A 26,568-nucleotide genomic window follows, 5' to 3' on the forward strand; every position below is an offset into this window, starting at 1 on the left:
AAAGTCGTCTTTACATCTATTCGTTCAATGTTGGAAGGCCTATATTAGGGGTATATGAACGAGAAAGGAAGCGAAATCATGCGATTCCGTCAAGTCCATCTGGATTTTCACACCTCGGAAGCCATACTTCCCATTGGGGACCGTTTTGACAAAAGGCAGTTTCAAGACATGTTGAAGCTTGGGCATGTCGACTCAATTACGGTGTTCTCCAAGTGCCATCATGGCTGGGCGTATCATCCTTCGGAGGCCAATGAGATTCATCCGGGTTTAAGCTTCGATTTGCTTGCGGCACAGATTGAGGCAGCTCATGAAATCAACGTAAAAACACCAGTGTACCTTTCTGCCGGTTTGGATGAAAAGCTAGCCCGGCGTCATCCCGAGTGGCTGATCCGTGACATCAATGATCGAACGAATTGGGCTGAAGGCTTCATGCAGCCAGGTTATCATCAGTTTTGCATGAACTCTCCTTATCTCGATATCCTGATCGAACAGATTCGGGAAGTGTTGCTCCGATATGATGTAGACGGATTGTTTCTCGATATTGTGGGTGTACGCAAATGTTACTGTCATAACTGTGTAAACACCATACGGCGTAAGGGGAATGACCCTCGCAACGAAGAATCAATGAAGAGCCTATGGGAGAGCACATATGCCAATTACACAGCCAGGGTGAAGGAAACGGTGGAATCGATAAAACCAGGTCTGCCCATTTTCCATAACGGCGGACATATCAAGCGCGGTCGTCGCGATTTGGCTGCAATGAATACCCATTTGGAACTGGAGTCGCTGCCTACCGGCGGATGGGGTTATGACCATTTCCCTCTTTCGGCGAGGTACGTACAGATGCTCGGATTCGAATTTCTTGGTATGACCGGCAAATTCCATACCGCGTGGGGAGAATTCGGCGGATATAAACATCCAAACGCACTTCGCTATGAAACCGCTCTCAGCCTTGCGAATGGTGCAAAATGTTCGATTGGGGATCAGCTTCAGCCTGATGGCCGCATGGATCCTGCAACCTATGAATTGATCGGTACGGCTTACCGTGAAGTCGAAAGTAAGGAAGCATGGTGCGTGAATGCTGCGAACGTTGCGGATGTAGCGTTGTTGTCCTTGGAAGCAGCGGGCGTGCACCCTAGAGCCCAAGAAGACACAAGTCGTAACGATTCGGATGCAGGGGCTGTACGCATGCTGTTGGAGGGCAATATCCTATTTGATGTGATTGATACGGAGCATGATTTTACGAATTATCAGGTGCTGATTTTACCGGATTATGTGGCGGTGAATGACGAGCTGAAGGGTAAGCTGGATTTGTTTTTGCAGCAGGGAGGTAAGGTCCTCGGCACAGGCTGGTCGGGTCTGGATCAGGACGGCACGTCCTTCGCCATTGATTTCGGAGTGAGATATGTGGGAGTGAATCCATACCGTCCGGACTTTTTTCATCCGTTGTTCAAGCCTGCGAGTCTGGGGGAAGCTTCCTTTGTCATGTATACGGAAGGCCAGAAGCTTGAACTTGCCGGCGGAACGGAGCTTGGAAGCAGGAAAGATCCGTACTTTAACCGCGATGTCTTTACCTTCTGTTCGCACCAGCACACGCCAAGCAGCGATGTTTATGGAGGACCGGGCATGGTAGAGAGCGCCAGCGGCATCTATATGGCCTGGAACGTGTTCGAGGATTATGCGAACCAAGGAAGTCTGATCCTGAAGGAGACGATCCTGTATGCGTTGAACCGCCTGCTGCCTAATAAAACGATGAACACCGATCTGCCTGCCCAGGGCGTAACTACCCTGCAGGAGCAAAAGCAAGAGAAAAGGCTGGTCCATCATCTGCTGTATGCGTCCCCGGTCCGCCGCGGCAAACATATCGAAGTAATTGAGGATATCATCCCCCTATATGATGTTGAGGTGTCCATCCGGACTCCCCATCAAGTGAAGAATGTGTATTTGGCGCCGCAAGTGCAGTCCATTCCCTTTAAGTGGGAGAAGGGTTCGGTTAGCTACACCGTTCCGAAGCTGGAATGCCATCAGATGGTGGTTATCGATTACGAGTGATATTGAGACAGGAAGGAAGCAAAGCGATGGACTTCAAACCGCTATCCCTATTTATCGACCGCTTAACGGATTGGCGTATTCCATGGGCAGAGGTTTTAGTTTTGTACCGGAATCAAGAGGTCTTCCGCTACCGCAGCGGTTATGCCGACTTGGAACAACGTATTCCCATCCACGACAGGCACATCATTCGGCTGTATTCACTGACCAAAATTCTGACCTGCACGGCAGCCCTTCAGCTGGTAGAAAAGGGAGCGCTCCTGTTAAATGACCCGCTGGCGGACTATCTTCCGGAATATGGCGAGATGGCGGTGAAGGTGACCTTGCCGAGCGGTGAAATGGTATTGGAAAAAGCCCAGAGGGCGATTCGGGTACGGGATCTCTTTACCATGTCGGCGGGGCTCTCTTATGATATCCGTTCCCCTTCAATCCTGGAAGTCGTAAGACGCACAAGCGGAAGAGCGCCAACCCGCGAAGTAGCGGCGGCCATCGCCGAAGAACCGCTGTTGTTCGAACCGGGGGCGAGGTGGAGCTACAGTTTAAGCCATGATGTTCTTGCCGCCTTGGTCGAAGTCGTGGACGGAAGACGGTTCGGCGCCTATGTTTGGGATGAAATTACCGGCCCGCTCGGGATGTGTGATACCAGCTTCGATGTATCGGAAGAGAAGCAAAACCGTTTGGCTCCACAGTATGAATATAGCGAGTTCTTAGGCAAACCTATTCCCAAGGAGGGGAACGATTACCGGATCGGTACGGAATATGAGAGCGGCGGTGCCGGGTTATTCTCCACGGTGAATGATTACGCCGTCTTTCTGAATGCACTTACTCATCAAGGAACAAGCCCCGAAGGCATTCGAATCCTCGCAGCCGACACGGTGAATCTCATGAGAACAGATCATCTGACCGAGGCCACTCGCAGTCATTTCTCGTGGTCACAGCTTGCGGGGTATGGTTACGGGCTTGGTGTTCGCACCCATTGTTCCAAGCAGACCAGCGGGTCGCTCAGTCCACTTGGTGAATTTGGCTGGAGTGGCGCAGCCGGTGCCCTGGCGATCATGGACCCGTCTTCTCAGCTGACCGTCATGTATGCGCAGCATATGTTGAACAATCAAGAGCCCTATGTGCATCCACGCTTGAGAAATCTCGTATACGCTTGTTTGAACCATCGTTAGGAGGAATTGGCATGAGAATTCGATATGATCGCTTTCCGGGTGGGGTGCATAAGGCCATCACTCTGAGTTTTGATGATGGGCAGATTCATGACAGGAGACTGGTCGGGAAGTTTAATGAATATGGTCTCAAAGGCACGTTTCACTTAAACAGCGGTACGCTCGGAAAAGAGGGATTTCTTACAAGGGAGGAGATACGTCCCCTGTTCACAGGGCATGAAGTATCTGCACATACCGTCAGCCATCCTTTTCTCGAACAGTCGCCGGTCGAACAAATGGTTCAGGAAATCACGGAGGATCGAAAGGGACTGGAGGCTCTGGTTGGTTATCCTGTGCGAGGGATGAGCTATCCTTTTGGTACATATAACGACCAGCTTGTCTCGCTGCTGCCTTCACTCGGGATTGAATATGCTCGGACAGCAGCAAACGAGTTCGGGTTCAACATGCCTTCAGACTTCCTGAGATGGCATCCGACCTGCCATTATCGGCAAATGGTGGAGTATGCGCAGCAGTTACTCGCTTTAAAACAGAGGCATACCAAGATGGCTTTGCTGTATGTGTGGGGGCACAGCTATGAATTTGAGAACGACAACAACTGGGAGCTGATTGATCGGTTTGGAGAACTCGTTGCTGGAAACGAAAATATCTGGTTTGCTACAAATGCTGAAATTGTTTCATATATGCATGCATTGCGGCAGCTCCGATTCTCAGCAGATTACCGGATCGTCCATAATCCATCTGCACAAAGTGTATGGGTAAGCGTGGAAACGGACGTCGTAGAGCTTGCTGCAGGCCAATTGACCGAGCTCGGTTCATGATCCTTTTTTGCTGTCATTGTCTGGATCATTTCTCCTAATAGATGAAGAGAGGACTGAAGTGCGATGTCTACCGAGGGAATGCAAACAACGGAATTACAAGGAAAACAACGTTATAACCAAGCCATCGAGGACATTCTATCGAAAACGCTAAATAATATGGATAAGTTCGAGACTCGTTTTCCCCATGTCAGTCTGAATGGAACCTATATTTTGAATGATAACGATGACTGGACAGATGGCTTCTGGCCGGGGATATTGTGGTTGTGCTATGAATATTCACACGATGAACGCTATCGGAAGGCAGCAGAAGGGGCTGTAGCAAGTTTACGTCAGCGGCTTGAGCAGCATGTCTCCCTGGATCACCATGATATCGGATTCCTGTACAGCTTATCGGCCAAAGCCCAGTGGATCATCACTGGCGATGAAGGCGCTCGGGAGCTGGCTCTTGATGCAGCTGATGTATTAATGAAACGGTGGCGGACTACGAGCGACGGAAGCGGTTATATTCAAGCTTGGGGGGCACCAGAGAACGAGCAAGAAGCGGGGAGGATTATTATTGATTGCCTGCTTAATCTGCCGTTATTGTATTGGGCAAGTGAACAGACGGGTGATTCAACGTATGGTGAAATAGCACAGATCCAGGCAGAGAAAACACGGCGTTATATCGTTAGAGGGGATGATAGTTCGTATCATACGTTTTTCTTCGATGCGAAGTCGGGTGTTCCCATCGGCGGTGCGACACATCAGGGCTACAACAATGGTTCGACCTGGACGCGGGGGCAAGCATGGGGAGTATATGGGTTCGCGCTATCCTATCGTTATACTGGAAATAAATCGTTTCTGGAGACTTCCAAACGTATGGCCCGCTACTTCCTTGAACATTTGCCCGAGGACAGTGTTGCTTATTGGGACTTCAATGCTCCTGTAGATGCGGATACTTACCGGGACAGTTCAGCCTCAGCAATCGTCGCTGCCGGACTGGCGGAGCTCATCTCCCTTTTGGCTGTTGGTGATCCAGATCGTCTATATTTCGAGCAGATGCTGGCAACAAGCATGGAATCGCTAATCAACAATTATGCCACGATCGGTGACGATGAAGCCGAAGGCTTTCTTAAGCATGGCTCGTACCATATCCACGGCGGCTTATCCCCTGATGATTATATGATCTGGGGCGACTATTTTTACCTGGAAGCGTTAATGCGTCTTGCGCATGGTATTCCTGGTTATTGGTATGAGCGTAAGGGGAAATAACACTGGAATATTGGGTTATTTAAAGCATTGGGGAACATGGATAAGAGGCTTGGAAATAACAACGTACTGACGCTTTGGGATAATGACCTCGGTCAAACGTGGTTCTATGATATGAGCCGTGGAAGAGGGCATTGTCCCGTACTCTTTTAAAATACAGTGATCATGCCTGAGGAGTGGTAGAGGGCTTATAGCAGAAATCGTCATGCCAATCTTGTCCCACTTTTCCGCAGATTCGAAGAACCATATGATCAGAGCATTGAACCATTTAGAACAACATCCCTCCAGAAATCCGAAAACAATCAGCGATAATCTCCCCTTTAAGTTTGTATATTCCTTATTCGAGATCCATTACGAAAACGCTTTATTTTGTAATAAAATTACTGTTATACTAAATGAAAGATTGATGTAATACATATTACTAGAAATGTATTAGCTAACTCAATGATCGTGATGAAATTCACAAAAAAGTGTGTATTCATAGACTTACATAGAATTAGAGAGTTGTGAAATAAAAAGGTCGTAATAGATACATGCAACTTTTTTGAGAACGTATACAAGAAAACCGTAAGCTTATCGAAGTAAGCCATCAAGAATCAATAGGGGGATTATGAAGCATGAAATATATGAAGTGGGTCACGACTGGAACTGTCCTAATTATGATAGTTTGTTCGATTCTTCTCGGATTATCACAAGTTCAGGCGCCTAATACCACAGGTCTGCACGCACCCTTAGATGCTTTCTCTGCTGATCGTGCCATGACAAAGGTGAAACAAATCGCGCAGGAGCCTCACCCTATTATGACGGAGGAACATGATCAGGTACGTGATTACCTCATAGCCGAGCTTGAAAGCCTTGAATTAACGCCCGAGGTTCAATGGGGTATGGTCAACTCCAAGTATTATTCTTCAAAAGGAGTTGTCGAGAATATCATTGCACGAATTCCGGGAGCGAATAACAGCAAAGCAGTAATGATTGCCGCTCACTACGATTCGGTTGTCACCAGTCCTGGTGCGGCTGACGATGCTTCGGGCATCGCCGCCATGTTGGAAACGATACGCGCGATACGTGAATCAGGCCCGCTTCAAAATGATCTAATAGTGCTCATGACGGACGGCGAGGAGATGGGCTTGCTGGGTGCGCAGGAATTCATTCAAGAGCACCCGTGGGCGAAGGATGTGGGGGTTGTTCTGAACTTTGAAGCCCGCGGTAATCAAGGTCCTTCTTTGATGTTTGAAACAAGCGACGGTAATGGATGGTTGATTAAAGAATTTATTGATGCTACTCCGTACCCGCTGGCTAACTCGCTTCTTTCGGATGCCTACAAGCTGCTCCCCAACGATACGGACTTTACAGTTTTTCGAGACGGTGGGATGGCAGGGTTGAATTTCGCCTTTGGTATGGGTCTGGATGCGTATCACACGGAGCTCGACACTCCGGAGAACTTGGATCAACGTAGTCTTCAACACCATGGGGAATATATGCTGAGCTTGACTCGGCATTTTGGCAACTTGAACTTAATAGATATTGTGGAAGAGGATTATATATATTTCAATGCTGTACGCAGCTGGATGGTCCACTATCCGCAATCGTGGGCTATCGGGCTTGCACTTATCGGGATTTTGTCTTTTATCATAACGATATGGCACGGTATGCGTCGCAATCAATTACGTTTGAAAGGCATGATCGGAGGCTTCCTGGTATCCTTGCTTAGCATCGCCGTGGTTGGGATAGTCATTACTCTTGTATGGTGGGGTTTCCAATCTGTCGTTTCACAGAAGCAATATGAACATATCGTGATGGACTTGTCGGCAAGCTTTCCTTACCTGATCGGGTTATTCTTGATCATGGCACTGGTCATTTATCTCCTTAATCAATGGGTATTACGTCGGGTTCAGGCCTTTAATCTGTGGGCAGGGATTTTGTGCCTGTGGCTGCTGTTCGCAATCGCATCATCTATCTTTTTGCCCGGAGGAAGCTATTTGTTTGTATGGCCGCTGCTGTTCAGCATCATTGGATTTAACCTGTCATTTTATTTACACGCAGGACATTGGAGATGGGCTGCTACACTGTTTGCCGTACCAGCATTTCTGCTGTTCGCGCCGATCTGTTACATCCTTCTTATGATGTTGACCTTGAATGCAGCGAGTGTGTTGTTTGTACTTATTACATTTGCATTCACGATCATTTTTCCCGTGTTGTCATCTAATCGGCCAGTTAGCAGTAAATCCTATGTAAAGAACTCGTACGACTATGAGGAAAGGAGCAATTCAGGATTATAAAGTCGCTCTCCTCTAATACTTCTAAATCATAATAAGATTAATGCAGTTATTTTCAATATAAGGAGAAGTTAATGCAAAAAAATCGAAGGTATCTTACGGTAAACAAAGTAATCGCTTGTGTACTGTCATTCATATTCGTCCTTATCGCATGTGCGGTACCTGTCAACGCGGAAGAAAAACAGATTCAGACTACACCATCCAGGATTCCTTTAACAGAGTTAGAGAAAACCATTGATTCTTATGTTGAGTCGTATGAGAAGTATACCGCTGCCGTTTCGGTTGTGGCGATCAAAGATGGCGAATTCATAGTAAATAAAGCATATGGCTTTGCGGATATCGAGAGTCAGCTGAAGGCGGATACCTCCACTGTTTTTGAATGGGCTTCTGTCTCTAAACTGTTGGTCTATACGAGTGTGATGCAGCTTGTTGAACAAGGGAAGCTTGATCTGGAAACGGATATTAGAGAATATCTGCCAGAAGGATTTTTCAAAAAGCTCAAATACGATGAACCGATTACCCTATTGAACCTGATGCATCACAATGCGGGTTGGGAAGATCAAACAGTGACCGAAGTGTATTATTACGACGAGAATGAAGATTATGATTTAGGAGAAACGCTGCGTAAAAATGAGCCGAAACAGATTTACAAACCGAATAGCGTCGTCGGTTATTCGAACTATGGCGTTGGTCTAGGCGGTTACATCGTGGAATTGGTAAGTGGCCAACCTTATTATGAATATGTTAATCAACATATTTTTGAACCGCTTCATATGAACGACACTACGGTTCATCCAACGGGGCAGGATCGTCCAGACCTCGTGCAGAGAAGGAATGAGATTGAAGGGTACACGAAAGATTTGAAACTGATCCGTGAGAACAGAGTATACGTAACGTTCTATCCTACAGGGGCAGCCATGGGGACAGCCGAAGATTTAGGGAAATTCCTTGCAGCGCTGATGCCTGTTGATGATAACAGTGTATTATTTGCCAAGAGAGATACGTTAGACGAAATGTTGTCAACCAGTCTGTATTATGACGGGACTTCGATTCCGCGATTTGCGCATGGGTTCGCTGAGATGGAATATTGGGTACCTACACTGCTTCATGAGGGGAATTTAAAAGGGTTTTCAAGCAAAGTTGTCTTTGATCCAGAATCCAAATTTGGAATGGTGGTCATGACAAACATTGCGTTTGAGGAAGTCTATTATTATGGACTTATTAGCAAGATTTTCGGTAACAGCACATACGTTAATTCGGTTACTTCTGAGGGAGGAGGATATTTTCAATCTGCAAGACGGCCCGCCTCTAGATTTACCGATTTATTTAGGCTGCTTGATATAAGCAAATTTTCAAAAGCAGAGTTAAGTAGTCTTTATAATGTGGTCGAGCATCATGGCGTGGTTGAGAAAATTCCCTACACACCTTACAAGGATTACTTACCTGTATCGAATCTAAAGGTGAACTTGATTGCAATATCTCTTATTCCCGTTACGCTAGCTATTATTTACAGCTTAGTTGCTTTGATCGGTTACATAATCCGGATGCTTCTTTACAAACTTAAAAAACGAGGAAATCTTTCAACCCATTTCGATAAATATTATTTTGCTATTAATTTTGCAGGTGGGTTGCTCCTACTCAATCTTTTTATCATCCTTACCAGACTTCCAAGTTATCCTGCTTATTCTTCATTACGCATTCATTTAGGATTTAACCTACTTTATGTAGTTCTGGCAGTGGCTTATCTTGGTTTGCTCATTTACAAACTGCGGAAGAGGAGTTACGCCAAAAAGCTAAAGGTGATGTACATTATGTCTGGCATCTCGGCATTTATCTTGGCTGCTTTTGTTGTGGGTTGGAATTTGTATGTTTAGAAAAAGCGGGAAGAGATAAAAGGATGACTTAAGCATAATTGAGAGATGCCAAGGTTAGACTTCGTAATGCCACCCTCAGAGTGTGAGATTTCAAAGGTGAGTTATTCATAGATCAGGGATAAGGTGGTCAAAGAATGGAAGCTACAATGTTGTTTGGCGTTGGTTTAGTCTTTGAAACACCTGAATTCGGAACCATCGTTATGGGGGCCAATGAAGAGTTGGATGAAAAACTTCCGTCAAAAATCAAAGAGATGATCGGTGACCAGATTATCATCAAAAAAATGGACGGGGAAGAGCAAGTGTATGGAGTCGTTTCTATTCAAATTAATCATTCTGTAGCCGGCAAAAAGAATATCGGTATATGTTTGGGGAAAGAAATTTCCCCAGAAGAAGTACCAGCCGGTTCAATCGTCTACTGTTATCCATGATTGATCAGTAGTGTGTGCTTTGGTAAAGCTATATGGAGTGGCAATTTCTTATTGAACTGGCTGTGCTCATCTTTACTTTTATTCGGTTCGAGGAAACAAAACTGTGGCGTATGCAGGATCTGTAAGTATCAAAAACCCGACATAAATTGCGGGTTTTTGATACTTTATTGTTGGGAGATGAAAGGCGCTACCCAGTAAATTCCTGGACCCATGTGTTGTTATAATAAGCAATACCGATATGAGTATAACTATTATTCAGTATATTTGCTTTGTGGCCGGGACTGTTCATCCACTCTTTCATAACCTGGGCAGGGGTGGTTTGCCCTTTTGCGATGTTTTCTCCAGCGGTATTATATGTGATCCCGAATTCCTTCATCATATCGAAGGGGGATCCATGTGTTGGCGAATTATGATCAAAGTAACTGTTGTTGTACATGTCCTGTGCCTTGACCATAGCCACATTTGACAATTCTTCATTCCTACTCAAGGAACTTAATCCCGTTTTGGCCCTTTCTTGATTGACCAAATCCAGAACCTGCTGCTCAAAATCTGTTTTATCCGTAGTATTTTTTTTACCTTCCTGTACTTGTCCTGTTGGCTCCTTATTTTCAGGATTTTCTGCAGGTGCCTGGTTTACTGGATTTCCATCCGGTGTTTGAATCAGATCCAACAAATCCAATGGAATTCCATTTTGGGCTTCTTTTGTTGTAATAGATCTCTCTTGCCAAGATGTAGCTGTTGATGATGCCTGTGTGAGGACAGAGTTTGGTGCAGCAGCATGATCATGAATTGAAATTTGTTTTTGCTCAGGAGTCACTTGTTTTTGCATCATATTGTTATGGGACGAACATCCTGCCACCAATATTAATATTGTTAAAACGAAAAACTTTGCCATTTGCCAACCTCCTAGATCCGTTAGTTAATGAAGTTCCCGGATTTATGTTTTCCTGTATGCCATTTACTTATTCCTAATATGGTTCTCTCCTTATCCAGTACTTTTTATGATCGATACCATTTAGATCGCCTTGTCTTTTTTTTGTGACTCGAGGAAAGCAAAGCGTGTTGCGAATGGTTATGGATAAAGAAGGCCATTTCGGGTCATAAATGCATCACAGGATGAATGTTATCTATTTCAATGGGATTCCTGATGATTGGAGTATTTCGATGGATAATTGGGAGAATATATTCAAGCTAATTTCACTCATTCATTATTGCCGCGAGATACAGTGTACTTTTCGAAGTCCTGCTTAACTAAACGCCTCCGTTGGTGGGATAGACAATTTTATAGGGTATAAACCATATGCTGCACTGCATCATATATAACAAACTGAAAGCTAGTATTTGATAATTTTGTTGAAGTCAGAAACTGCGTTTAACACAGTATTCAAGCTGCGGGGCTATCGCCCCTTGATTGACAGATGTATAATCATGGAAGAAATATCAGTCAACAAACGCCTCAGCCTAAGATAAGAGCGGAATCAGGCGACAACCACTGAGAGGCAAGTCCTGACGGACCCGGTCGCTACGCTCCTTTAACCCTTCGGATTCGTGAATACAGCAACGTTATCTGAAATCAGGACAAATATGTAATATCAAAATCCAGGAGTGTGATTCGACTTGGAGAACTCAAATTTAAAAGATCTTATTGGAAAATACCTGAGCGCATATAACACGTTTAACATTGATGGAATGATAGGAGTTTTGAATGGAAATATTCATTTTCGAAACATTTCTAAAGGTGAAGTGAATTCGGAAACTAAGGGGATTCAGGGATTTCGCACATTAGCAGAGCAGTCAATTCAGGTATTTTCTCAAAGGCATCAAGTAATAAAGAACATACTTTCGCAGGAGATAAAGCAGAGGCTGCCGGACATACTTGGCATACGCCAAGCGTCGTGAATGCGGGAACGTTAGCCCGAAAGAATTTCTTCATTTAGGAGGAGTCTATATGATACTAGAAAAAATTATAAATAGAATTGCAATACAAAGTGAATATAAGGAGCTTGTTGATAAGTATATAGATCAGATCCTTACCGAATTTAAAGGTAAGATTCATAGCGTTTATGTGTGTGGCTCAATTCCCAAAGGAACGGCTACACCTAATAAGTCAGATGCGGACTTTACTATAGTCTGTGCAAATCCAAAAGATATTGATTACGAAAGATTGACAAATATTAAAGACAGGCTTTTGAAAGAATATCCATTCATCACTAAAATTGATACGATCATTTGCTCGATTGACGATGTATTAAGTAAACCGAATGAGTGGGGTTTTTGGGTTAAGATCATCTGTGTTTGCGTATATGGTGATGATATTGGTGAAAAAGTACCACCGATCGTTATTTCTCCAGAGTTCATTCTAGACTTAAATATAGAGACCAAGGAAGAAGTAAATCGTATACGTCGTTCACTTTCTACTGCTAGTGATGACACGTTGAAAACTAGATATATTAAAGGGTATTCGAAGAGATTAATTCGTGCATTATACTCTTTGGTTATAGTAGATACAGGTGTATGGCAAGATGACATTATTGAGATGAAGAATGCCATAATAAAGTATTGCGAGATTGACTCCGCTTTAGTTGAGTATCTGTATGCTTGTTACTTGGATAGTGATGTACTTGTTGAAGAGTTTCTGGGAATTGCAGATGAAGTATATAGCTATTTTGAGAACGCTTTAAATGCAATGAGAAAATCGTAAAGCAATTTACAAATTGCAATCTAGATACATGTAGACTTTTTGAATTAGATGAACTAATAAAATAATTAGATAAATATTTAGAATATAAATGACTATATTTCATAGTTGGCCAGGGAACTTACTTGGTTACTTATCATAACGAGGGTTATATTAATATATAATGTTAGCTATCTTAGGCTGCTTCGTTATGCCGCGCATCATGAATCGAACAAAAAGTGGTGGTTGAATTGGGGTAACCGTTAAAAATTTACTGCAGCTTCCTTCATTTAGAGGAGCACAGGTGGTCACTGGAACAAGCAGGCTTCATCAGACCGTTTCCTCTTTATCCGTGTTAGAAGTGGCGGATGTCAATTTCTTTTCGCAAATTATTCAAACCGTTCAAGAAGAATGGTACGCTGAAGAGCTGGTCATCAGCTCTTTTTATTCCATTAAGGACAGCGTGGAGCAGCAATGTCAGACGGTTCAATACTTGCATGACCTTGGTGAAATGGGATTGATTTTGTACTATGTTGGCATTGTGTTGCCTGATATCGCCGATGAAGTGCTTGAGCTAGCAGAATCGCTGAATTTTATTATCATTTGCATGCCGAGAAACGATTACTCGCTTAGGTATAATGAAGTCATTTATGAAGCCATGGAGGCAATCGTAAGCAATCAGAAGGTGAATGAGCATTTCGTGAATGAATCACTGGAAAAGGTCTCGCTGCTGCCGGAACATTTGCGGAGCGTGGAAATTACCCTTAAACTGCTGTCGGACCGAATGAAAGCGAACATCGTTCTGACAAACAGCAACCTGGATATCATCAATCGTGTCATGTGGCCGCGCAATTCATCGCTTGATGTAACGAGTCTGATCCGGTCCATGGCGCCTTCCATTTTGAACGGCAGAATGGGAGAAGGCGAGCTGGATTCGTCCTGCTTTGTTGAATATAAACGTGTTCATCAAAAAAACGGGGAGGTCCTTTACCTGTTTCTCATTAAAGAGAATACGAAGCTGCCTCCGAAGACGATGGATCAAATCAGCGAAGTGGTGCAGGTGGCCATCAATTTGTGGGGAGATAAGCATAACGAGGTAAGCGAGTACGCTTTGGTTAAAGCCATCGTAAATGATGAAAGCGAAAAAATGCGCAGATTGGCCAGTTTGCTCCATATTGACGTTTCCGGGATTCAAATGATGTGGCTCGTGTACGTTCGGGATTTGTCGGAGGAAAGAAGGGTAAGGGAAGACTTAAAAGCGCATCTCCTGCAATATTATAAAACCGCGGTCATTCAAACGATCGATCACTGTGTTGTCGTGTTGCTAGGGAATTGTTCCTCTAAATACAATGAGTTTGAAATCGCAGCGGAATATATCGAAACGACGAGTCTCATCGATGACATATCAAGCATCGTTTATTCTCCGAGAATGCGTAACACACAGGACGTACGCCGAATGTATCAGCTCGTTAACGGAGTCTCTAAAGAAGTTCACCGCATTTATCATCACCGCAAATTGTACACCGCGGCTGAAGTTCGTTCTATGCAACGAGCCATAGACCTCAGTAAGCAAGGGGAAGAAATCACTGAAGAATGCTTGTCCGTGATGGAGCCAATTATGGACGACCCTGACGCGTTGAAAACTCTGATGACTTTTCTGCTGGATGCGAAGGGGAATATGGATGATTGCAGCAAGCTGTTGTTCGTCCACAAAAATACGGTGAAATATCGCATTAAAAAAATTTGCGAGCTCATCGGATATGATGTGACCATCAATTCCGAATCGTACGATGTTTATATCGCCTGCATGGTCTACCGTCTCATTCATGACTAAAAGTTCCGATGTTTTGTCCAATAAGACAAAAACATCGGATTTTTTTTTGTTTTCTGAAAAAGACGCTGACCTCCTTCATCTTTTACAATAAGAAAACAATATTCGAACGAACAGGATTGGGGGGGATCATATGAAGGCCATTAAAGAGGATCAATCCTGGTTCAGTCTCGGGATCATCTGGGCTGGGGCAGTCATCAGCATCCCGAGTTTGTTGGTAGGGAATGCGCTGATTGCTGGCATGGGAGTATCGAAGGTATTACTTGTCACGTTAGTAGGTTACTCCATTATTGTGCTGCTCATGATTTTGCAGGGGATTCAAAGCACGGATTTGGGAAAGCCGACGGTTCAGGTCGCAGGTCAGGTGTTTGGCAAAACAGGGTCTCGAACGATTTTGTCCATTATCCTCGCTATTGCGTGTCTTGGCTGGTTCGGGATTCAGGCGAATGTATGCGGGGAAGCTTTGGCCAATCTGCTCGCCGAGATCGGTATATATGTTCCTGTACCGCTGGCATCACTCATCTGCGGTCTCGTGATGGTCGTTTCGGCCATGTACGGCGTTAAAGTGCTGCGGGTGATCAGTTATATTGCCGTCCCTTTATTGATCGGAATCAGCGTGTACGGTCTGATCGAAGCATTGACTGGGGAGTCTCTGCAGATCATCCAAAACTATAAGCCTGCGGCCGTTATGAATTTTACCGACGGACTGGCCGTAACCCTGGGTTCATTTGCGCTGGGGGCAGTCATCGCGGGAGATTATTCGCAATTTTCGAAAAAAACGGTCTGATGTCCTGAAAGCCGCTCTATTCGGGATTGTTCCCGCAGGCTTGCTGATGATTGGTGCAGGAGCTGTCCTGACGATTGCTTACCAAGCCAGCGATATCACAGCCACCTTTTTGAGCATCATGACGCCGTTTGTTGGCGGTATGATTTTGATCTTGGCTACATGGAAAACGAATCTTGTGAATGTGATTTCAGGTGGTTTTGCCTTAATTAACGTGTTCAACGTTTCGAAGGAGAAGGAAAAGTGGGCTGTCGCCATTGCGGGAACCCTTGGGACCGTACTCGCTGTCGTTGGCATACTTAACTATTTTACTCCGATCATGTCCATTCTGTCGGCTATGATTCCGCCGGTGGCAGGCGTGATGATTGCTTCGTATTGGGTGCTTGGCAAAGGGGATAAGAGACGCTGGCAAGAGGTTGAGGGCGTGAACGTGTTGGGCGTTGTCTCATGGCTCGTTGGTGCGATCATAGCCTGCATGCCTGTCGTGTTATCCTTGTTCCCAAGCCTTCCGCAGGTACCAAATCAGCCTTTGACCGGAATTGTCATTTCTTTTGTCGTATATTATATCGGCTATCGTTTATTTGCTCAGAAGACTGTTATATTGGAGGAATCATAAATGAGATATTTAGATGAAACAGCTGTTGAACATATTGCCGTCGGAGCAGCATTTCTGGGAACGGGTGGAGGGGGAGACCCTTATATCGGAAAATTGATGGCTCTCTCGGCCATTAAGAAGTTTGGACCTGTCAAACTATATTCCGTGGACGAGATTGGGGATGAGGACTTTTTCATTCCAGCTGCAATGATGGGGGCGCCTTCCGTATTAGTGGAGAAATTCCCTCGCGGGGACGAGTTTGTGAAGGTTTTTCAGAAATTAGCGAATTATTTAGGAAAAGACAAGATTGCGGGTACGTTTCCGATGGAAGCGGGGGGCGTCAATTCCATGATTCCGATTGTTGTTGCGGCACAGCTGGGATTGCCTCTGATCGACTGTGACGGTATGGGCCGGGCGTTCCCGGAGCTTCAGATGGTGACGTTTAACCTGGACGGCATTCCAGCGACGCCGATGGCCATAACGGATGAGAAAGGGAATATTGGCATCTTCGAGACCATTGACAACAAATGGACAGAACGGCTCGCCAGGGTAGCTACAGTCGAAATGGGGGCCAGTTCTTTAGTCAGCCTGTATCCGGCAACGGGTGCGCAAATAAAGCAAAGTGGCGTTCATCATATCGTAACCCTGTCCGAACAGATTGGAGCAATCATTACATCGAAGAACCGAGATGCCAAGGACAAGCTTGAGGAACTGTTGAAACGGGTATCCGGCTATGAGCTATTCCAAGGAAAAATTGTGGATGTCATCCGTGAAACCAAGGGCGGATTTAATCTCGGCTGCATGCATCTTGAAGGCATCGAGGCGTTTAAAGCCGGAGAGATGAAGGTTCATTTTCAAAATGAAAACCTGATTGCTGAAAAGAACGGTCAGGTGATAGCGATGACGCCTGATTTGATCTGTCTGGTTGATTACGAAACCTTGTTGCCTGTGACCACAGAGAGCCTGAAATACGGTAAACGCGTACGGGTTATTGGATTGCCCGCTCATGAAAAGTGGAGAACGGATAAGGGAATCCAGACGGCAGGTCCAAGATACTTCGGCTATGATTACGATTATGTACCTCTTGAGGAAATGGTGAAAAAGGCGGTGGCTGACAATGTATAGAATCGGGATCGATGTAGGCGGCACCAACACAGATGCCATCATTTTGAACGAGAATCATCAGTTGATCCATGCGGTGAAATCCCCAACAACCTTGGATATTCGCACAGGGATTGAAACCTCGCTCCGGCAGCTGCTGCAGGGGGCGAATATTGATAAAAATCAAATCACACATGCCATGTTAGGCACAACACAATGCACCAATGCCATCGTTGAAAGAAAAAAGCTGGCTCAAGTCGGTGTCATTCGTCTGGGGTACCCGGCAACGGCTTCCGTTGCTCCGTACACGTCCTGGCCTGAGGATATGGTTCAGAAGCTGTCGGGTAAATATGCTCTCGTGAAGGGCGGATACGAATATGATGGCCAATTGCTCGGAGAAGTTGACGAAGGCGAAATCACAGCTCTTCTGGAGGAGTGGCGCGGTAGTGTTGAATCCATAGCGGTCATCGGCGTATTTTCATCCCTTAAAAATGATCAGGAGTTCCACGTTCGCGATCTCATCCATCAAAAGTACGGATCCGAATTTCCTGTTTCCTGTTCTTCATTGATTGGTTCGGTTGGTTTAATTGAACGGGAAAATGCGACCATCCTCAATGCGGCATTGTGCAAGATCATTAAAACGACAACCGAGGGGTTTGTGCAGGCTTTAGAAGAAGAAGGTATATTGGATGCAGCGGTGTTTTTATGCCAAAATGACGGTACCTTAATGTCAGTAGATTACGCTAAACAGTTTCCGATCCTGACCATTGCCTGTGGACCTACGAACAGCATACGTGGTGCCTCTTATTTGGCAAAAATCAAAGATACGATGGTTCTCGACGTGGGCGGCACGACATCGGACATCGGCGTTTTGCAGGATGGATTCCCGAGGGAATCGTCGGTTGCAGTCGAGGTTGGCGATATCCGCACGAATTTCCGCATGCCGGATATTATCTCAGTGGGACTGGGCGGCGGTAGCATCGTGCGCTCGGAGAATGGCAAAATTACAGTTGGCCCGGACAGCGTAGGATACAGGATCGGACAAGAGGCACTTGTCTTTGGCGGGAATACACTTACGACAACGGACATTGCCGTTCGGCTGGGTCTTGCAGATGTCGGGGATCAGAGCCTGGTAGCGCATCTGGATGAAGACTTTGCTAAACAGGTGCAGGGCGAAATTGCAGCCATCATAGAACAGACCATTGATAAAATGAAGACATCTTCAGGTGATGTTGAGCTTGTGTTGGTAGGCGGAGGCAGTGTCGTGATTCCGGACACCATTCGCGGGGTATCCCATATGATTAAGCCTGAGAACGGGGGCGTGGCTAACGCCATTGGTGCGTGTATTGCCCAAATCAGCGGCCAATATGAGCAGATTTACATCTATTCTACAGAGCCCCGTGAGGCAGCATTAAGAGATGCTCGGGAAAAAGCCGTGAAACAGGCGGTACTTGCTGGCGCCGATTCGGCGACGGTTGAACTGGTCGAAGTGGAAGAAACCCCGCTCGCTTATCATCCGGGAAATGCGACAAGGCTTCGAGTGAAGGTCGTAGGAAACATGAAGTAGAAGAGAGCTTCACATGAGTTGATATAACTTGTGTGAGGCTCTTTTTTGTTAGGAAACGGAACAGACCTTCGCTACATTAAGGAGCTACTTGGGTCATACAATTGCGCGAACAACTTGGTAGTACGAAAACTACCCAGCGCATTCAAAGTCACTGGATCTCTTGGCTTTGGGAGATTAGAGATACTCGACGCCTCTTTTTTCTCCAATATTTTCTTGCAAATGTAACAATATGGGTTATCATATACCTAGTTCAGATAATGGAAGGAATATGTTGTATCTACGAAGTACTTAAATTAGATGTCAACTGAAATTGCTATAAGACAATATATAACACTTGTTTAAAACTTATGACTAAAGGATGAGGGAGGATATATTTGTTTATAAAGAGGAATTTGTAAGTAACTCTGAGGTAGATACGGAAAATAACAAATAGACTCAGGATTTTTATTATAAGGGGGATTAAAATGAAGATTGTTTTTAGAAATTTCGATGATTCTTGTTATGATAAAGTTTGTGATTTTTTGATTGAATTATCAAAAGATGACCGTAAACATATAAATTGGAATTGGGCAAGATGGGAATGGATGTTTTTTCATCCTGATTTTAATCGTGACTTAAAAAATAAAATTGGATTATGGTATCTCGATGATGAGTTAGTAGCTATAGCAACTTATGACCATTATTTCGGCGAAGCATTTTTTGCTACAAAACAGGGATTTAAAGAGTTAGAAAAAGATATATTAGAATATGCTATTGCTAATTTCAGTAATGAAAATGGCCTTGGGATTGCGGTGAATGACAAGGATACTCATATTTTAGATTTATTACGGAGTAATGATTTTGTGAAGAATGATTTGACAGAAAACATACTTGAGCTCGAACTAGAGAATATTAGCTCTGAATTTATAATCTCTGAAGGCATAACAATAAAAAATATTGATATAAAAAATGACATATATAAACTTCATCATATGCTTTGGAAGGCATTTGATAACGAAGGGCCTGTACCAGTTGATGAAACTACGATGAGTAAGCAAAAAGAAATGTTATCAGCGAAAAATTTGAATACATTTCTACATATTGTTGCTGAAAATGAAGATGGTGATTATGTTGCATACTGTGGCTTGTGGTATAGTCAGAAAACTGATTATGTTTATGTTGAACCTGTATGTACAATTCCGGAGTATCGACGTAAGGGGCTTGGTAAAGCAGTGGTCATAGAAGCCTTAAGAAGAAGCCGTTCCTTGGGTGCTGAAAAAGCATATGTTATTTCTAATAGCTATTTTTATAAGTCATTAGGATTTCAACAGCATTCACATTATACTTTCTATTGGCATAACATCTGATATTTCGATCATCATTAAGCGATGTAGATCCTAGTCCCGGCATTCGCCGACATCCAGCATACGCTGTGTCGTGAATACAGGAAAGTTAGCCGAAACATCCGAAGTGTGTAAGACGAAGAGTACTTAATATAACTTAATGGAGATGATTACTGTGTTTTATCGAAGAAAGCATTATATCGTCAATAATGAATTCGTTTACATCTTTAACAGACACTTCATTGAAACCAATCTACCTAATCAGTTGAAGAATGGAGCTCGTCTAGTAGGTAGATGGATGGCCCCACATTCAGAGAAAACAACTGAGATTTTTGCAATCTGGGAATATGATAGTATTGAAAAATATGAAGAGATTGAAACGAATATCAGAAGTGACAAAGAACATTATAAGAAGATCATTGACTGGTATGAACTTCACGGGGGAAGAGATCATATAGCTAAGGAATATATCTATGAAGTAAGAAACGAAGAACTAATTTCTACACTATCAGACGTTAGACGCAATCCCTAAAGTCAATACGAATAAACCTAAGAACAATAGAAAGAAGAACCATTATCTAACTTAATTGAAGGTGATACTTATGAAGGATTGGGACTACAGTAAGCCTTGGTTTCATGGTTCTCCAATATTATTAAATGAACTACTGGTAGGAAGCACAATAACTCAGGATCGAGAGTTAGCAAGAATCTTTTCACACAAACCATCTATTGTTGCTTATGACGAGGATGGTGCAAGATTTCATAATGGTAAGTTATGTGGCTATATTTACATAATTGATGAGGAGATTATAAGTGAGGATGTATACCCACATCCAGCAACTACAATGAAACCTGGTGAAGAATGGCTCATAAAAAGAGGATTAAAAGTACGGAAGATAGATGAGACGAGAATAAGAGAGGAAGAACAACTTTCAAGGGAAGAGGAGATAGAATTATTGGAAAAGCTAAAAAATAGATAGCTAATAGCTTGTTCGTAGAAGTGGGCAATGCCTATAACAATATATTAACACTGTGGAGATTCGTCGGACACGTAGCATGCGCTGGCTTGTGAATACGGGAACGTTATGCGCCATTACCTGAAAATATTAAAGATAATATTGAAGGAGATAAATTATGAAAGGTAAGATACTCTTATTATTTTTTATGGCGATAATGTGTTCATCTTGTCAAGAGAGTAGTCAACTGACTACTCTAAACAGCGAAACTAATTCAATAAAGAATTCAGAACTGCCTTCTGATGTAGTGAGTACAGGTGATGGAACAGAATCAAAAGAAAAAACGGAAGGTCGATCAGATCCTGCTAACAATAAAATATTACTCATGAGCATTGGGAAGCTTGATTTGAAAGGAGAATTTTATGATGAAATGCTTCAAAATCCTATAGATCATGATTATGAAGTGGAATTTAATGAATTTCAAAATTCCAAAGAGATTATTACAACATTGGAATGGGGGGCATTTGAAAGCAAATATACAGAGATCTGGGATAAAGAGTTGAATCAAATATATAAAACGCTTCTTTCTAAGTTGGATAGAGAACCAAGAGAAGCACTAATTGAATCGCAGAAAGAATGGTTACAGTATCACTTAAGGGAATCAAAATTTGTAGAGGAGACATTTATTTATAATGGTTATCTTGGATCAAGAGGACCAGTAAGCTTAACCACGGTTATACGGGAGAGAATTAGGGAAAGAACAATGCAATTATTTGAATATCGATATTTGCTAGATGGTGAAGTTGAGTTTGTATACCAAAGTGAAAAATAATGTTGGAATCATGATCAAAGTTTTTTTAGGTAATACTTCGAAGGCAGTAACGGCATATATCTCTGTATTCAAGCTGCTGGATACCACCCTTTGGTTTCTAGATGTATAATCATGGAAGAACAGTCAGACAACATACGACCCAGCCGAAGATAAGAGTATCTATAGCTGGGTCGTTTCGTGAATACAAGAAAACTATCAGAAATCTTCGTAAATAATACGCAAGGAGCATCCAATGAAGATTCAAAAACCAGTAATTATTGAAGGATACAATAATGAATGGCCAAAAGCGTTCAATATAATAGAATCGATTATATCCAACAAATTAAATGGTCTGGTATTACGAATGGAACACGTCGGAAGTACATCAATCCCGAGTCTTTCAGCCAAACCAATTATTGATATAGATGTAGTAATTGAATCTATGGACTGCCTACCACAGGCGATCAAAAAGCTAGAAGAATTGGGATATATTCATGAAGGTGATTTGGGGATTAAAAACAGAGAAGCATTTGCAAGAAGGGACGTTTATGTACCCTACACTAGTAAAGGCAGTGAGAAGCACGAACATCATCTATACGTATGCAATAGGGAAAGTGAAGAATTAAAAAGACATATAATGTTCAGAGATATACTAAGAAAGCATCCCTTATTAGTATCTGAGTATGCGAATTTAAAGTTCCAACTAGCTAATAAATACAGTAACAATCGCCAAGCCTATAATGCTGGAAAGACTGAATTTATTACGAGAATAATGAATGAATACCAAGATATTTAAGTGTAATTTAGGGAGATGAAGACATCTGAAAACAAAGTTTCTACGCTGTGGGCCATTCGTTCTTTAATTCGCAAGTTAAGGTAACTAGAGATGCTGATTCAGTTCATAATCGGTAAACCACAAGATAATAAAGTATATTGATAAGAGAATCAGATCACTCTGATTTAAAATCGATCATAGATTTAAAAATTCAAATGTTTGAAGACGCTAACTTAATTCATCTACTACATGAAAATGCAAAAGAGTTAATTGAAAAAGCATATCTGGAATTACAGAACCAGAACAAAATGAAGCATTTTATTATAGACGTCAATGACGAAATCATTGGAATGGCAGGAGCGTTTATTAAAGATGATATACCGTATTGTTTTTACAAAACACCATTCTATGGATTTATCGGTGATGTTTATATTAAAAAAGAGTTTAGACGAAAAGGATACGCAGCACTATTAACCGAAAAAGTTATTGAATGGTTAAAGTGTCATGACGTAAAAATGATTAAATTACTTGCAACTCCAGAAGCAGAAGAGATTTATAAACAATTCGGGTTTAAAGACACAATAGAAATGATATTGAAAGTTTAATAGCTACTAAACTGGGAGCCTTATAACATCATATTGACGCTGCGGGCCTAACTAACTCCCTGACGCCATTTATAGACACCGAGGAGGCGGAATCAGGCAACAACGGTGCACACCGCATAAGCACATGTCGCTTCGGCGTTTCGTGACTTAAGTCGGGAGGTTCCGCGCAAATGAGGAACGTTAGATGAAATCTATAGATTAGAGCTACATCCAGGGGGGCCGTAATGATTTATTTTTGCTTATCGCTATTATTAGCGTTTTCACACAAGCTTGTTGAAGTAGTGATTAGAAAGCTACCTTTTAGAAATCTTGATAAACATGCTGTGCTACTTTGGGCAGTCATGATTGGATTACTCATCCCTTTTTTTCATAATGAATATGTTTTTAAAATACCAATTCATTTCGGTGAAGCTTTGCCCATCTTCGGTTTTCTTGTTATTGCAAATGTTATAGCAGCACGCTTTTCGGGTTATAACCCTATTGGCTCATACAACATAATAAATTTTGTGCTTATCTATCCGATCGTAGAAGAAATAATTTACAGAGGATTGATATTACCGAACATTGAGCCTCTGTTTGGCTCTTCTAAATTAATGGATATTTTTTATATGCCTGTTACAATCCCCGTCATTATTACTGCCGTTCTGTTTGCAATCTGTCATTTACAGTACTACAACTTATCCTCCGAAAGCATCCGCTTTATGATTTTTGCATGTATAGGGGGGATTGTTTTGGGATCCATGACATTGATGACAGAATCAATTGTGTTTGCACTGGGATTACATATGATCTTTAATTCTTGTTCAGTTCTCTATTCGAAGAGAATAATTAAGATATAAGTTCTAGCATTTCAATGGATTCAGGAGCTTGATCTAACTTGATATCCATGATTTAGAGCTAGAATACCCCTAGGTCCTAGAATAGTAGGTTATAAAGTAGCGGAATCAGCGGGTAACCCTACACTGGATCAGTCTGCTGCTTAAATTCGTAAATGCCTGAATGTAGGCGAAATATTTAGATGCATTGGAAAGAGATGATTACAATTATTGAAGCGTCAAAAAGATTCTGAAAGCTATTCAAAGAGAGACTGCAATTCTAAAGAAGTGAGGATAAATTTGATGGATCAGATCAGATATCCGATTGGTCAATTTCAACCCCAGAATAATCTTTCAAATGATGAAATAATAAATCTGATTAAACAGATTCCTGAACTAACGAAGCGATTAAATACATTGCTGTTTGGTCTCGAACAATACCAATTGGAGACTCCGTATCGGCAGAACGGTTGGACAGTAAGGCAGGTCGTACATCACTTGGCTGATAATGACATGAATGCGTACCTCAGATTTAAAAGAGGATTAACTGAAAATAATCCATTAGCAAACTCATATCGGGAAGATTCGTGGGGAGAATTAATGGATTACAAGAAGTTGCCCGTAGAGAATTCGCTATCACTTCTTGAAATATTGCATCATCGCTTTTTTGTGCTGCTCAAAGAGATTAGTATTGAAGAATATAAACGGACCATACAAACCGAAGTGTTAGGAAGAATTACTTTAGAGACAGCTCTACAAAGGTTTATTTGGCACAACAAACACCATGCAGCTCAAATCGAAAATCTAATAAGAAGAGAGAATTGGAAAGAGATATAAGGATGAGGGGAATTGTAAGGAATTCAAAGATGACGGTAACAAGGCATAACAACATATTCAAGCTATGGCTAACGTTATAGGAGACTGTCAAGCCCCAAATCTTATAAAAAATAACCGATGCAAAGGAAGATGAGAAACATGGAAAAAGGGAGAATTATATTTTTGAATGGTGTAACAAGTTCAGGTAAAACCTCAATAGTAGAGGCTATGCAAACTTACTCTGAACCGTTTTTTTATGTTGTGGCCAATGATCTTTTTGAAAATACGATTGGTGATAAGCATCTACAGGATAATTACTGGAAGCATCTAAGTGAAGCCATAATGATGATGTATCACACAGCAACATTATTTTCGGATCATGGAAAGAATATTTTAATCGATGGGATCCTTGTTGAAAGACCTGAGTTAAAGCCACATTACGATAAGGTCATAGAAATTTTTAATGGGTATCCTTTGGATATTGTTGAAGTGTATTGTCCTTTGGATATCTGTCGTAAGAGAAATGTAGAACGTGGTGACAGAAGAGAAGATCAATCTGATGAGCAAAACAAAATAATGTCGCATAACATTCGCTATAGCTGCTCAGTCGATACAAGTTTAAATACGCCAGAAGAATGTGCGAAAATTATTATTACATCCTTATTTCAAAACGATAAATAATCATAAAATTACAGTTAGGAGCCTCTATGAAGCGAACAATTATGATTAGCGATATACATGGATGCATTGATCAATTGAATCAAATGCTGCATCTGAACCAATTTAATTCGATAGATGATCAGTTGATTTTGCTGGGGGATTATGTAGATAGAGGGCCAAACATCAAAGCAGTAGTTGATAAAGTCATCGAATTAGTAACTGAGCATCATGCCATTGCTTTACGGGGTAATCATGACCAACGATTGGTTGATTTAATAAATAATGATAGCGAATTGGTTAGATCTAAATTTATTGAACATGGGGGAATACCAACCCTTCAAAGTTATTGTGATATGAATATCATAGATAGCGAAGTGTCTAATGAGATATTTAATCAATTGAAGGCTACAATGATGACTTCTTATGGTCACCACATCGATTTTTTAAGTAAATTGCCTTTATATCACGAAGACGATCATCACATTTATGTTCATGCGGGGTTGAATCCGAGTGTTATGGACTGGAAGAACCAGTCAGAGCATGATTTTATGTATATTAAAGATGAATTCATTCGACATACTTTTGAGAATCTAAACAAAAAAGTTATCTTTGGACATACACGAACGATGGATATCCATGGCACATCCGATATTTGGTTTAGTGATGATAAGATCGGAATTGATGGCGGGTGTGCATATGGAATGCAGCTGAATTGTTTAATTTTCCAAGAAGGATTGTATATAACGGAGCAGGTAAAGAACTGCTGAAAGTTAATCTGGATTGCAGGGGACATATACTAAAATCATATCCATTGTCGTATAAGTCGCTTGAGCGTCGTCAGTACAAGAACGTTGTATGAAATCTTTGAGAAGGTGCGAAATGAATAAATGGATCGTACTCTTAATTTGTTTCCTTCTATTTGCAACAGGTTGCAGTACTACATACAGAATCAACACCGATACAACGAAAGAATTAACAAAAAAATTGAAAGAACTTTCTCCGTCAATCGAAAAAGTCCAATTTACATTTACTCGTCCAAACCTTTCTTGCAGAATAGATATGAGCGAGGTACCGAGTAAAGAGGAACTGGAATTCATTCTTATGGAAATGGACGAATTTTCAACTGTAGATAACATCAACGAAATTGCTCAAAGTGTCAAATGGGGCTTGGAAATATCCAATATCTATCTGGATATCAACACGGATCAAAATAAAGAGACAATTGAACATGCATATTATGCTAGGTATTTCAAGACATCCGACGCCAGTGACCACTCAGATACAAACATTGAGGGGTACGAGACGTGGTATGAGTTGACCGAAGAATAGAATTGGGTATGTATCCTTTTTAAAACCACTCAGAGGTTCTCATAAACAAGGGGTGGTTA

General features: G+C 42.3%; 23 protein-coding genes and 1 pseudogene. 23 read left to right on the top strand and 1 reads right to left on the bottom strand.

The features are described 5' to 3' along the window. Positions 1 to 78: 78 nt before the first annotated feature. The 7 genes from F4V51_RS07520 to F4V51_RS07550 all read left to right on the top strand — a co-directional run bounded on the left by F4V51_RS07520 (position 79) and on the right by F4V51_RS07550 (position 9,865). Positions 79 to 2,052: a beta-galactosidase trimerization domain-containing protein gene (locus F4V51_RS07520; protein WP_153977492.1), complete on the top strand. Its 1,974-nt coding sequence runs from the start codon at positions 79 to 81 to the stop codon at positions 2,050 to 2,052. Between the two features lie 26 nt (positions 2,053 to 2,078). Beyond that, the gene (locus F4V51_RS07525; protein WP_153977493.1) at positions 2,079 to 3,221 is read left to right on the top strand and encodes a serine hydrolase domain-containing protein; all 1,143 of its coding nucleotides are present in this window, start codon (positions 2,079 to 2,081) and stop codon (positions 3,219 to 3,221) included. An 11-nt stretch (positions 3,222 to 3,232) separates the two neighbouring features. After that, complete coding sequence (locus F4V51_RS07530) at positions 3,233 to 4,036, top strand: polysaccharide deacetylase family protein (RefSeq protein ID WP_153977494.1); 804 nt, start codon at positions 3,233 to 3,235, stop codon at positions 4,034 to 4,036. A gap of 63 nt (positions 4,037 to 4,099) precedes the next feature. Next, the gene (locus tag F4V51_RS07535; protein WP_236146715.1) at positions 4,100 to 5,287 is read left to right on the top strand and encodes a glycoside hydrolase family 88 protein; all 1,188 of its coding nucleotides are present in this window, start codon (positions 4,100 to 4,102) and stop codon (positions 5,285 to 5,287) included. Positions 5,288 to 5,901: 614 nt separating this feature from the next. Then, positions 5,902 to 7,566: a M20/M25/M40 family metallo-hydrolase gene (locus F4V51_RS07540; RefSeq protein WP_153977495.1), complete on the top strand. Its 1,665-nt coding sequence runs from the start codon at positions 5,902 to 5,904 to the stop codon at positions 7,564 to 7,566. A gap of 71 nt (positions 7,567 to 7,637) precedes the next feature. Beyond that, positions 7,638 to 9,437, top strand: coding sequence for a serine hydrolase domain-containing protein (locus F4V51_RS07545; protein WP_153977496.1), 1,800 nt, complete (start codon positions 7,638 to 7,640; stop codon positions 9,435 to 9,437). A gap of 134 nt (positions 9,438 to 9,571) precedes the next feature. Further along, positions 9,572 to 9,865, top strand: a complete 294-nt coding sequence (locus tag F4V51_RS07550; protein WP_153977497.1) for a hypothetical protein — start codon at positions 9,572 to 9,574, stop codon at positions 9,863 to 9,865. Between the two features lie 187 nt (positions 9,866 to 10,052). On the opposite strand, the gene F4V51_RS07555 is transcribed toward F4V51_RS07550, so the two are convergent. Continuing rightward, the gene (locus F4V51_RS07555; protein ID WP_153977498.1) at positions 10,053 to 10,760 is read right to left on the bottom strand and encodes a CAP domain-containing protein; all 708 of its coding nucleotides are present in this window, start codon (positions 10,758 to 10,760) and stop codon (positions 10,053 to 10,055) included. A gap of 1,053 nt (positions 10,761 to 11,813) precedes the next feature. Here F4V51_RS07555 and F4V51_RS07560 point away from each other — a divergent pair. The 16 genes and pseudogenes from F4V51_RS07560 (at position 11,814) to F4V51_RS07635 (ending at position 26,509) form a co-directional block, all read left to right on the top strand. Further along, positions 11,814 to 12,566 carry a nucleotidyltransferase domain-containing protein gene (locus F4V51_RS07560; protein ID WP_153977499.1) on the top strand — a complete coding sequence of 251 codons (753 nt, stop codon included), beginning with the start codon at positions 11,814 to 11,816 and terminating at the stop codon, positions 12,564 to 12,566. A gap of 280 nt (positions 12,567 to 12,846) precedes the next feature. Continuing rightward, positions 12,847 to 14,376: a PucR family transcriptional regulator gene (locus tag F4V51_RS07565; protein WP_236146716.1), complete on the top strand. Its 1,530-nt coding sequence runs from the start codon at positions 12,847 to 12,849 to the stop codon at positions 14,374 to 14,376. 130 nt (positions 14,377 to 14,506) lie between these two features. After that, positions 14,507 to 15,773, top strand: a pseudogene (locus F4V51_RS07570) (cytosine permease). Continuing rightward, a complete protein-coding gene (locus F4V51_RS07575; RefSeq protein WP_153977501.1) occupies positions 15,774 to 16,877 on the top strand; it encodes an S-methyl thiohydantoin desulfurase family protein in 1,104 nt (367 codons plus the stop codon). After that, a complete protein-coding gene (locus F4V51_RS07580; protein ID WP_153977502.1) occupies positions 16,870 to 18,420 on the top strand; it encodes a hydantoinase/oxoprolinase family protein in 1,551 nt (516 codons plus the stop codon). Before F4V51_RS07575 ends, F4V51_RS07580 begins: the two co-directional genes overlap by 8 nt. A gap of 464 nt (positions 18,421 to 18,884) precedes the next feature. Continuing rightward, the gene (locus F4V51_RS07585) at positions 18,885 to 19,766 is read left to right on the top strand and encodes a GNAT family N-acetyltransferase (protein WP_153977503.1); all 882 of its coding nucleotides are present in this window, start codon (positions 18,885 to 18,887) and stop codon (positions 19,764 to 19,766) included. A 151-nt stretch (positions 19,767 to 19,917) separates the two neighbouring features. Beyond that, positions 19,918 to 20,274: an NIPSNAP family protein gene (locus F4V51_RS07590; protein ID WP_153977504.1), complete on the top strand. Its 357-nt coding sequence runs from the start codon at positions 19,918 to 19,920 to the stop codon at positions 20,272 to 20,274. Positions 20,275 to 20,344: 70 nt separating this feature from the next. Then, positions 20,345 to 20,722 (top strand): hypothetical protein, encoded by a 378-nt coding sequence (locus tag F4V51_RS07595; protein WP_153977505.1) that lies wholly within the window; start codon positions 20,345 to 20,347, stop codon positions 20,720 to 20,722. Between the two features lie 154 nt (positions 20,723 to 20,876). Further along, complete coding sequence (locus tag F4V51_RS07600; RefSeq protein ID WP_153977506.1) at positions 20,877 to 21,530, top strand: lysozyme inhibitor LprI family protein; 654 nt, start codon at positions 20,877 to 20,879, stop codon at positions 21,528 to 21,530. Between the two features lie 232 nt (positions 21,531 to 21,762). Next, positions 21,763 to 22,305, top strand: a complete 543-nt coding sequence (locus F4V51_RS07605; protein ID WP_153977507.1) for a GrpB family protein — start codon at positions 21,763 to 21,765, stop codon at positions 22,303 to 22,305. Between the two features lie 137 nt (positions 22,306 to 22,442). Next, positions 22,443 to 22,889, top strand: coding sequence for a GNAT family N-acetyltransferase (locus F4V51_RS07610; RefSeq protein ID WP_153977508.1), 447 nt, complete (start codon positions 22,443 to 22,445; stop codon positions 22,887 to 22,889). Between the two features lie 224 nt (positions 22,890 to 23,113). Further along, on the top strand, positions 23,114 to 23,728 hold the full coding sequence (locus F4V51_RS07615; protein ID WP_153977509.1) for a CPBP family intramembrane glutamic endopeptidase: 615 nt from the start codon (positions 23,114 to 23,116) through the stop codon (positions 23,726 to 23,728). A 279-nt stretch (positions 23,729 to 24,007) separates the two neighbouring features. Next, a complete protein-coding gene (locus tag F4V51_RS07620) occupies positions 24,008 to 24,541 on the top strand; it encodes a YfiT family bacillithiol transferase (RefSeq protein ID WP_153977510.1) in 534 nt (177 codons plus the stop codon). 138 nt (positions 24,542 to 24,679) lie between these two features. Continuing rightward, the gene (locus F4V51_RS07625; protein WP_153977511.1) at positions 24,680 to 25,201 is read left to right on the top strand and encodes a phosphotransferase-like protein; all 522 of its coding nucleotides are present in this window, start codon (positions 24,680 to 24,682) and stop codon (positions 25,199 to 25,201) included. Between the two features lie 26 nt (positions 25,202 to 25,227). Further along, on the top strand, positions 25,228 to 25,947 hold the full coding sequence (locus F4V51_RS07630; RefSeq protein WP_153977512.1) for a metallophosphoesterase family protein: 720 nt from the start codon (positions 25,228 to 25,230) through the stop codon (positions 25,945 to 25,947). A 112-nt stretch (positions 25,948 to 26,059) separates the two neighbouring features. Further along, a complete protein-coding gene (locus F4V51_RS07635; RefSeq protein ID WP_153977513.1) occupies positions 26,060 to 26,509 on the top strand; it encodes a hypothetical protein in 450 nt (149 codons plus the stop codon). Positions 26,510 to 26,568: the final 59 nt, after the last annotated feature.

This window comes from Paenibacillus xylanilyticus, from assembly GCF_009664365.1.
Lineage (GTDB): Bacteria > Bacillota > Bacilli > Paenibacillales > Paenibacillaceae > Paenibacillus > Paenibacillus xylanilyticus_A.

What these genes read in the sequence shown, in the direction of transcription:
- F4V51_RS07520 (WP_153977492.1), top strand. Translation starts at nt 79, where the DNA reads ATGCGATTCCGTCAAGTCCATCTGGATTTTCACACCTCGGAAGCCATA.
- F4V51_RS07540 (WP_153977495.1), top strand. Translation starts at nt 5,902, where the DNA reads ATGAAATATATGAAGTGGGTCACGACTGGAACTGTCCTAATTATGATA.
- F4V51_RS07560 (WP_153977499.1), top strand. Translation starts at nt 11,814, where the DNA reads ATGATACTAGAAAAAATTATAAATAGAATTGCAATACAAAGTGAATAT.
- F4V51_RS07615 (WP_153977509.1), top strand. Translation starts at nt 23,114, where the DNA reads ATGATTTATTTTTGCTTATCGCTATTATTAGCGTTTTCACACAAGCTT.
- F4V51_RS07545 (WP_153977496.1), top strand. Translation starts at nt 7,638, where the DNA reads ATGCAAAAAAATCGAAGGTATCTTACGGTAAACAAAGTAATCGCTTGT.
- F4V51_RS07525 (WP_153977493.1), top strand. Translation starts at nt 2,079, where the DNA reads ATGGACTTCAAACCGCTATCCCTATTTATCGACCGCTTAACGGATTGG.
- F4V51_RS07630 (WP_153977512.1), top strand. Translation starts at nt 25,228, where the DNA reads ATGAAGCGAACAATTATGATTAGCGATATACATGGATGCATTGATCAA.
- F4V51_RS07605 (WP_153977507.1), top strand. Translation starts at nt 21,763, where the DNA reads ATGAAGATTCAAAAACCAGTAATTATTGAAGGATACAATAATGAATGG.
- F4V51_RS07585 (WP_153977503.1), top strand. Translation starts at nt 18,885, where the DNA reads ATGAAGATTGTTTTTAGAAATTTCGATGATTCTTGTTATGATAAAGTT.
- F4V51_RS07530 (WP_153977494.1), top strand. Translation starts at nt 3,233, where the DNA reads ATGAGAATTCGATATGATCGCTTTCCGGGTGGGGTGCATAAGGCCATC.
- F4V51_RS07575 (WP_153977501.1), top strand. Translation starts at nt 15,774, where the DNA reads ATGAGATATTTAGATGAAACAGCTGTTGAACATATTGCCGTCGGAGCA.
- F4V51_RS07600 (WP_153977506.1), top strand. Translation starts at nt 20,877, where the DNA reads ATGAAAGGTAAGATACTCTTATTATTTTTTATGGCGATAATGTGTTCA.
- F4V51_RS07555 (WP_153977498.1), bottom strand. Translation starts at nt 10,760, where the DNA reads ATGGCAAAGTTTTTCGTTTTAACAATATTAATATTGGTGGCAGGATGT.
- F4V51_RS07580 (WP_153977502.1), top strand. Translation starts at nt 16,870, where the DNA reads ATGTATAGAATCGGGATCGATGTAGGCGGCACCAACACAGATGCCATC.
- F4V51_RS07625 (WP_153977511.1), top strand. Translation starts at nt 24,680, where the DNA reads ATGGAAAAAGGGAGAATTATATTTTTGAATGGTGTAACAAGTTCAGGT.
- F4V51_RS07535 (WP_236146715.1), top strand. Translation starts at nt 4,100, where the DNA reads ATGTCTACCGAGGGAATGCAAACAACGGAATTACAAGGAAAACAACGT.
- F4V51_RS07595 (WP_153977505.1), top strand. Translation starts at nt 20,345, where the DNA reads ATGAAGGATTGGGACTACAGTAAGCCTTGGTTTCATGGTTCTCCAATA.
- F4V51_RS07620 (WP_153977510.1), top strand. Translation starts at nt 24,008, where the DNA reads ATGGATCAGATCAGATATCCGATTGGTCAATTTCAACCCCAGAATAAT.
- F4V51_RS07635 (WP_153977513.1), top strand. Translation starts at nt 26,060, where the DNA reads ATGAATAAATGGATCGTACTCTTAATTTGTTTCCTTCTATTTGCAACA.
- F4V51_RS07550 (WP_153977497.1), top strand. Translation starts at nt 9,572, where the DNA reads ATGGAAGCTACAATGTTGTTTGGCGTTGGTTTAGTCTTTGAAACACCT.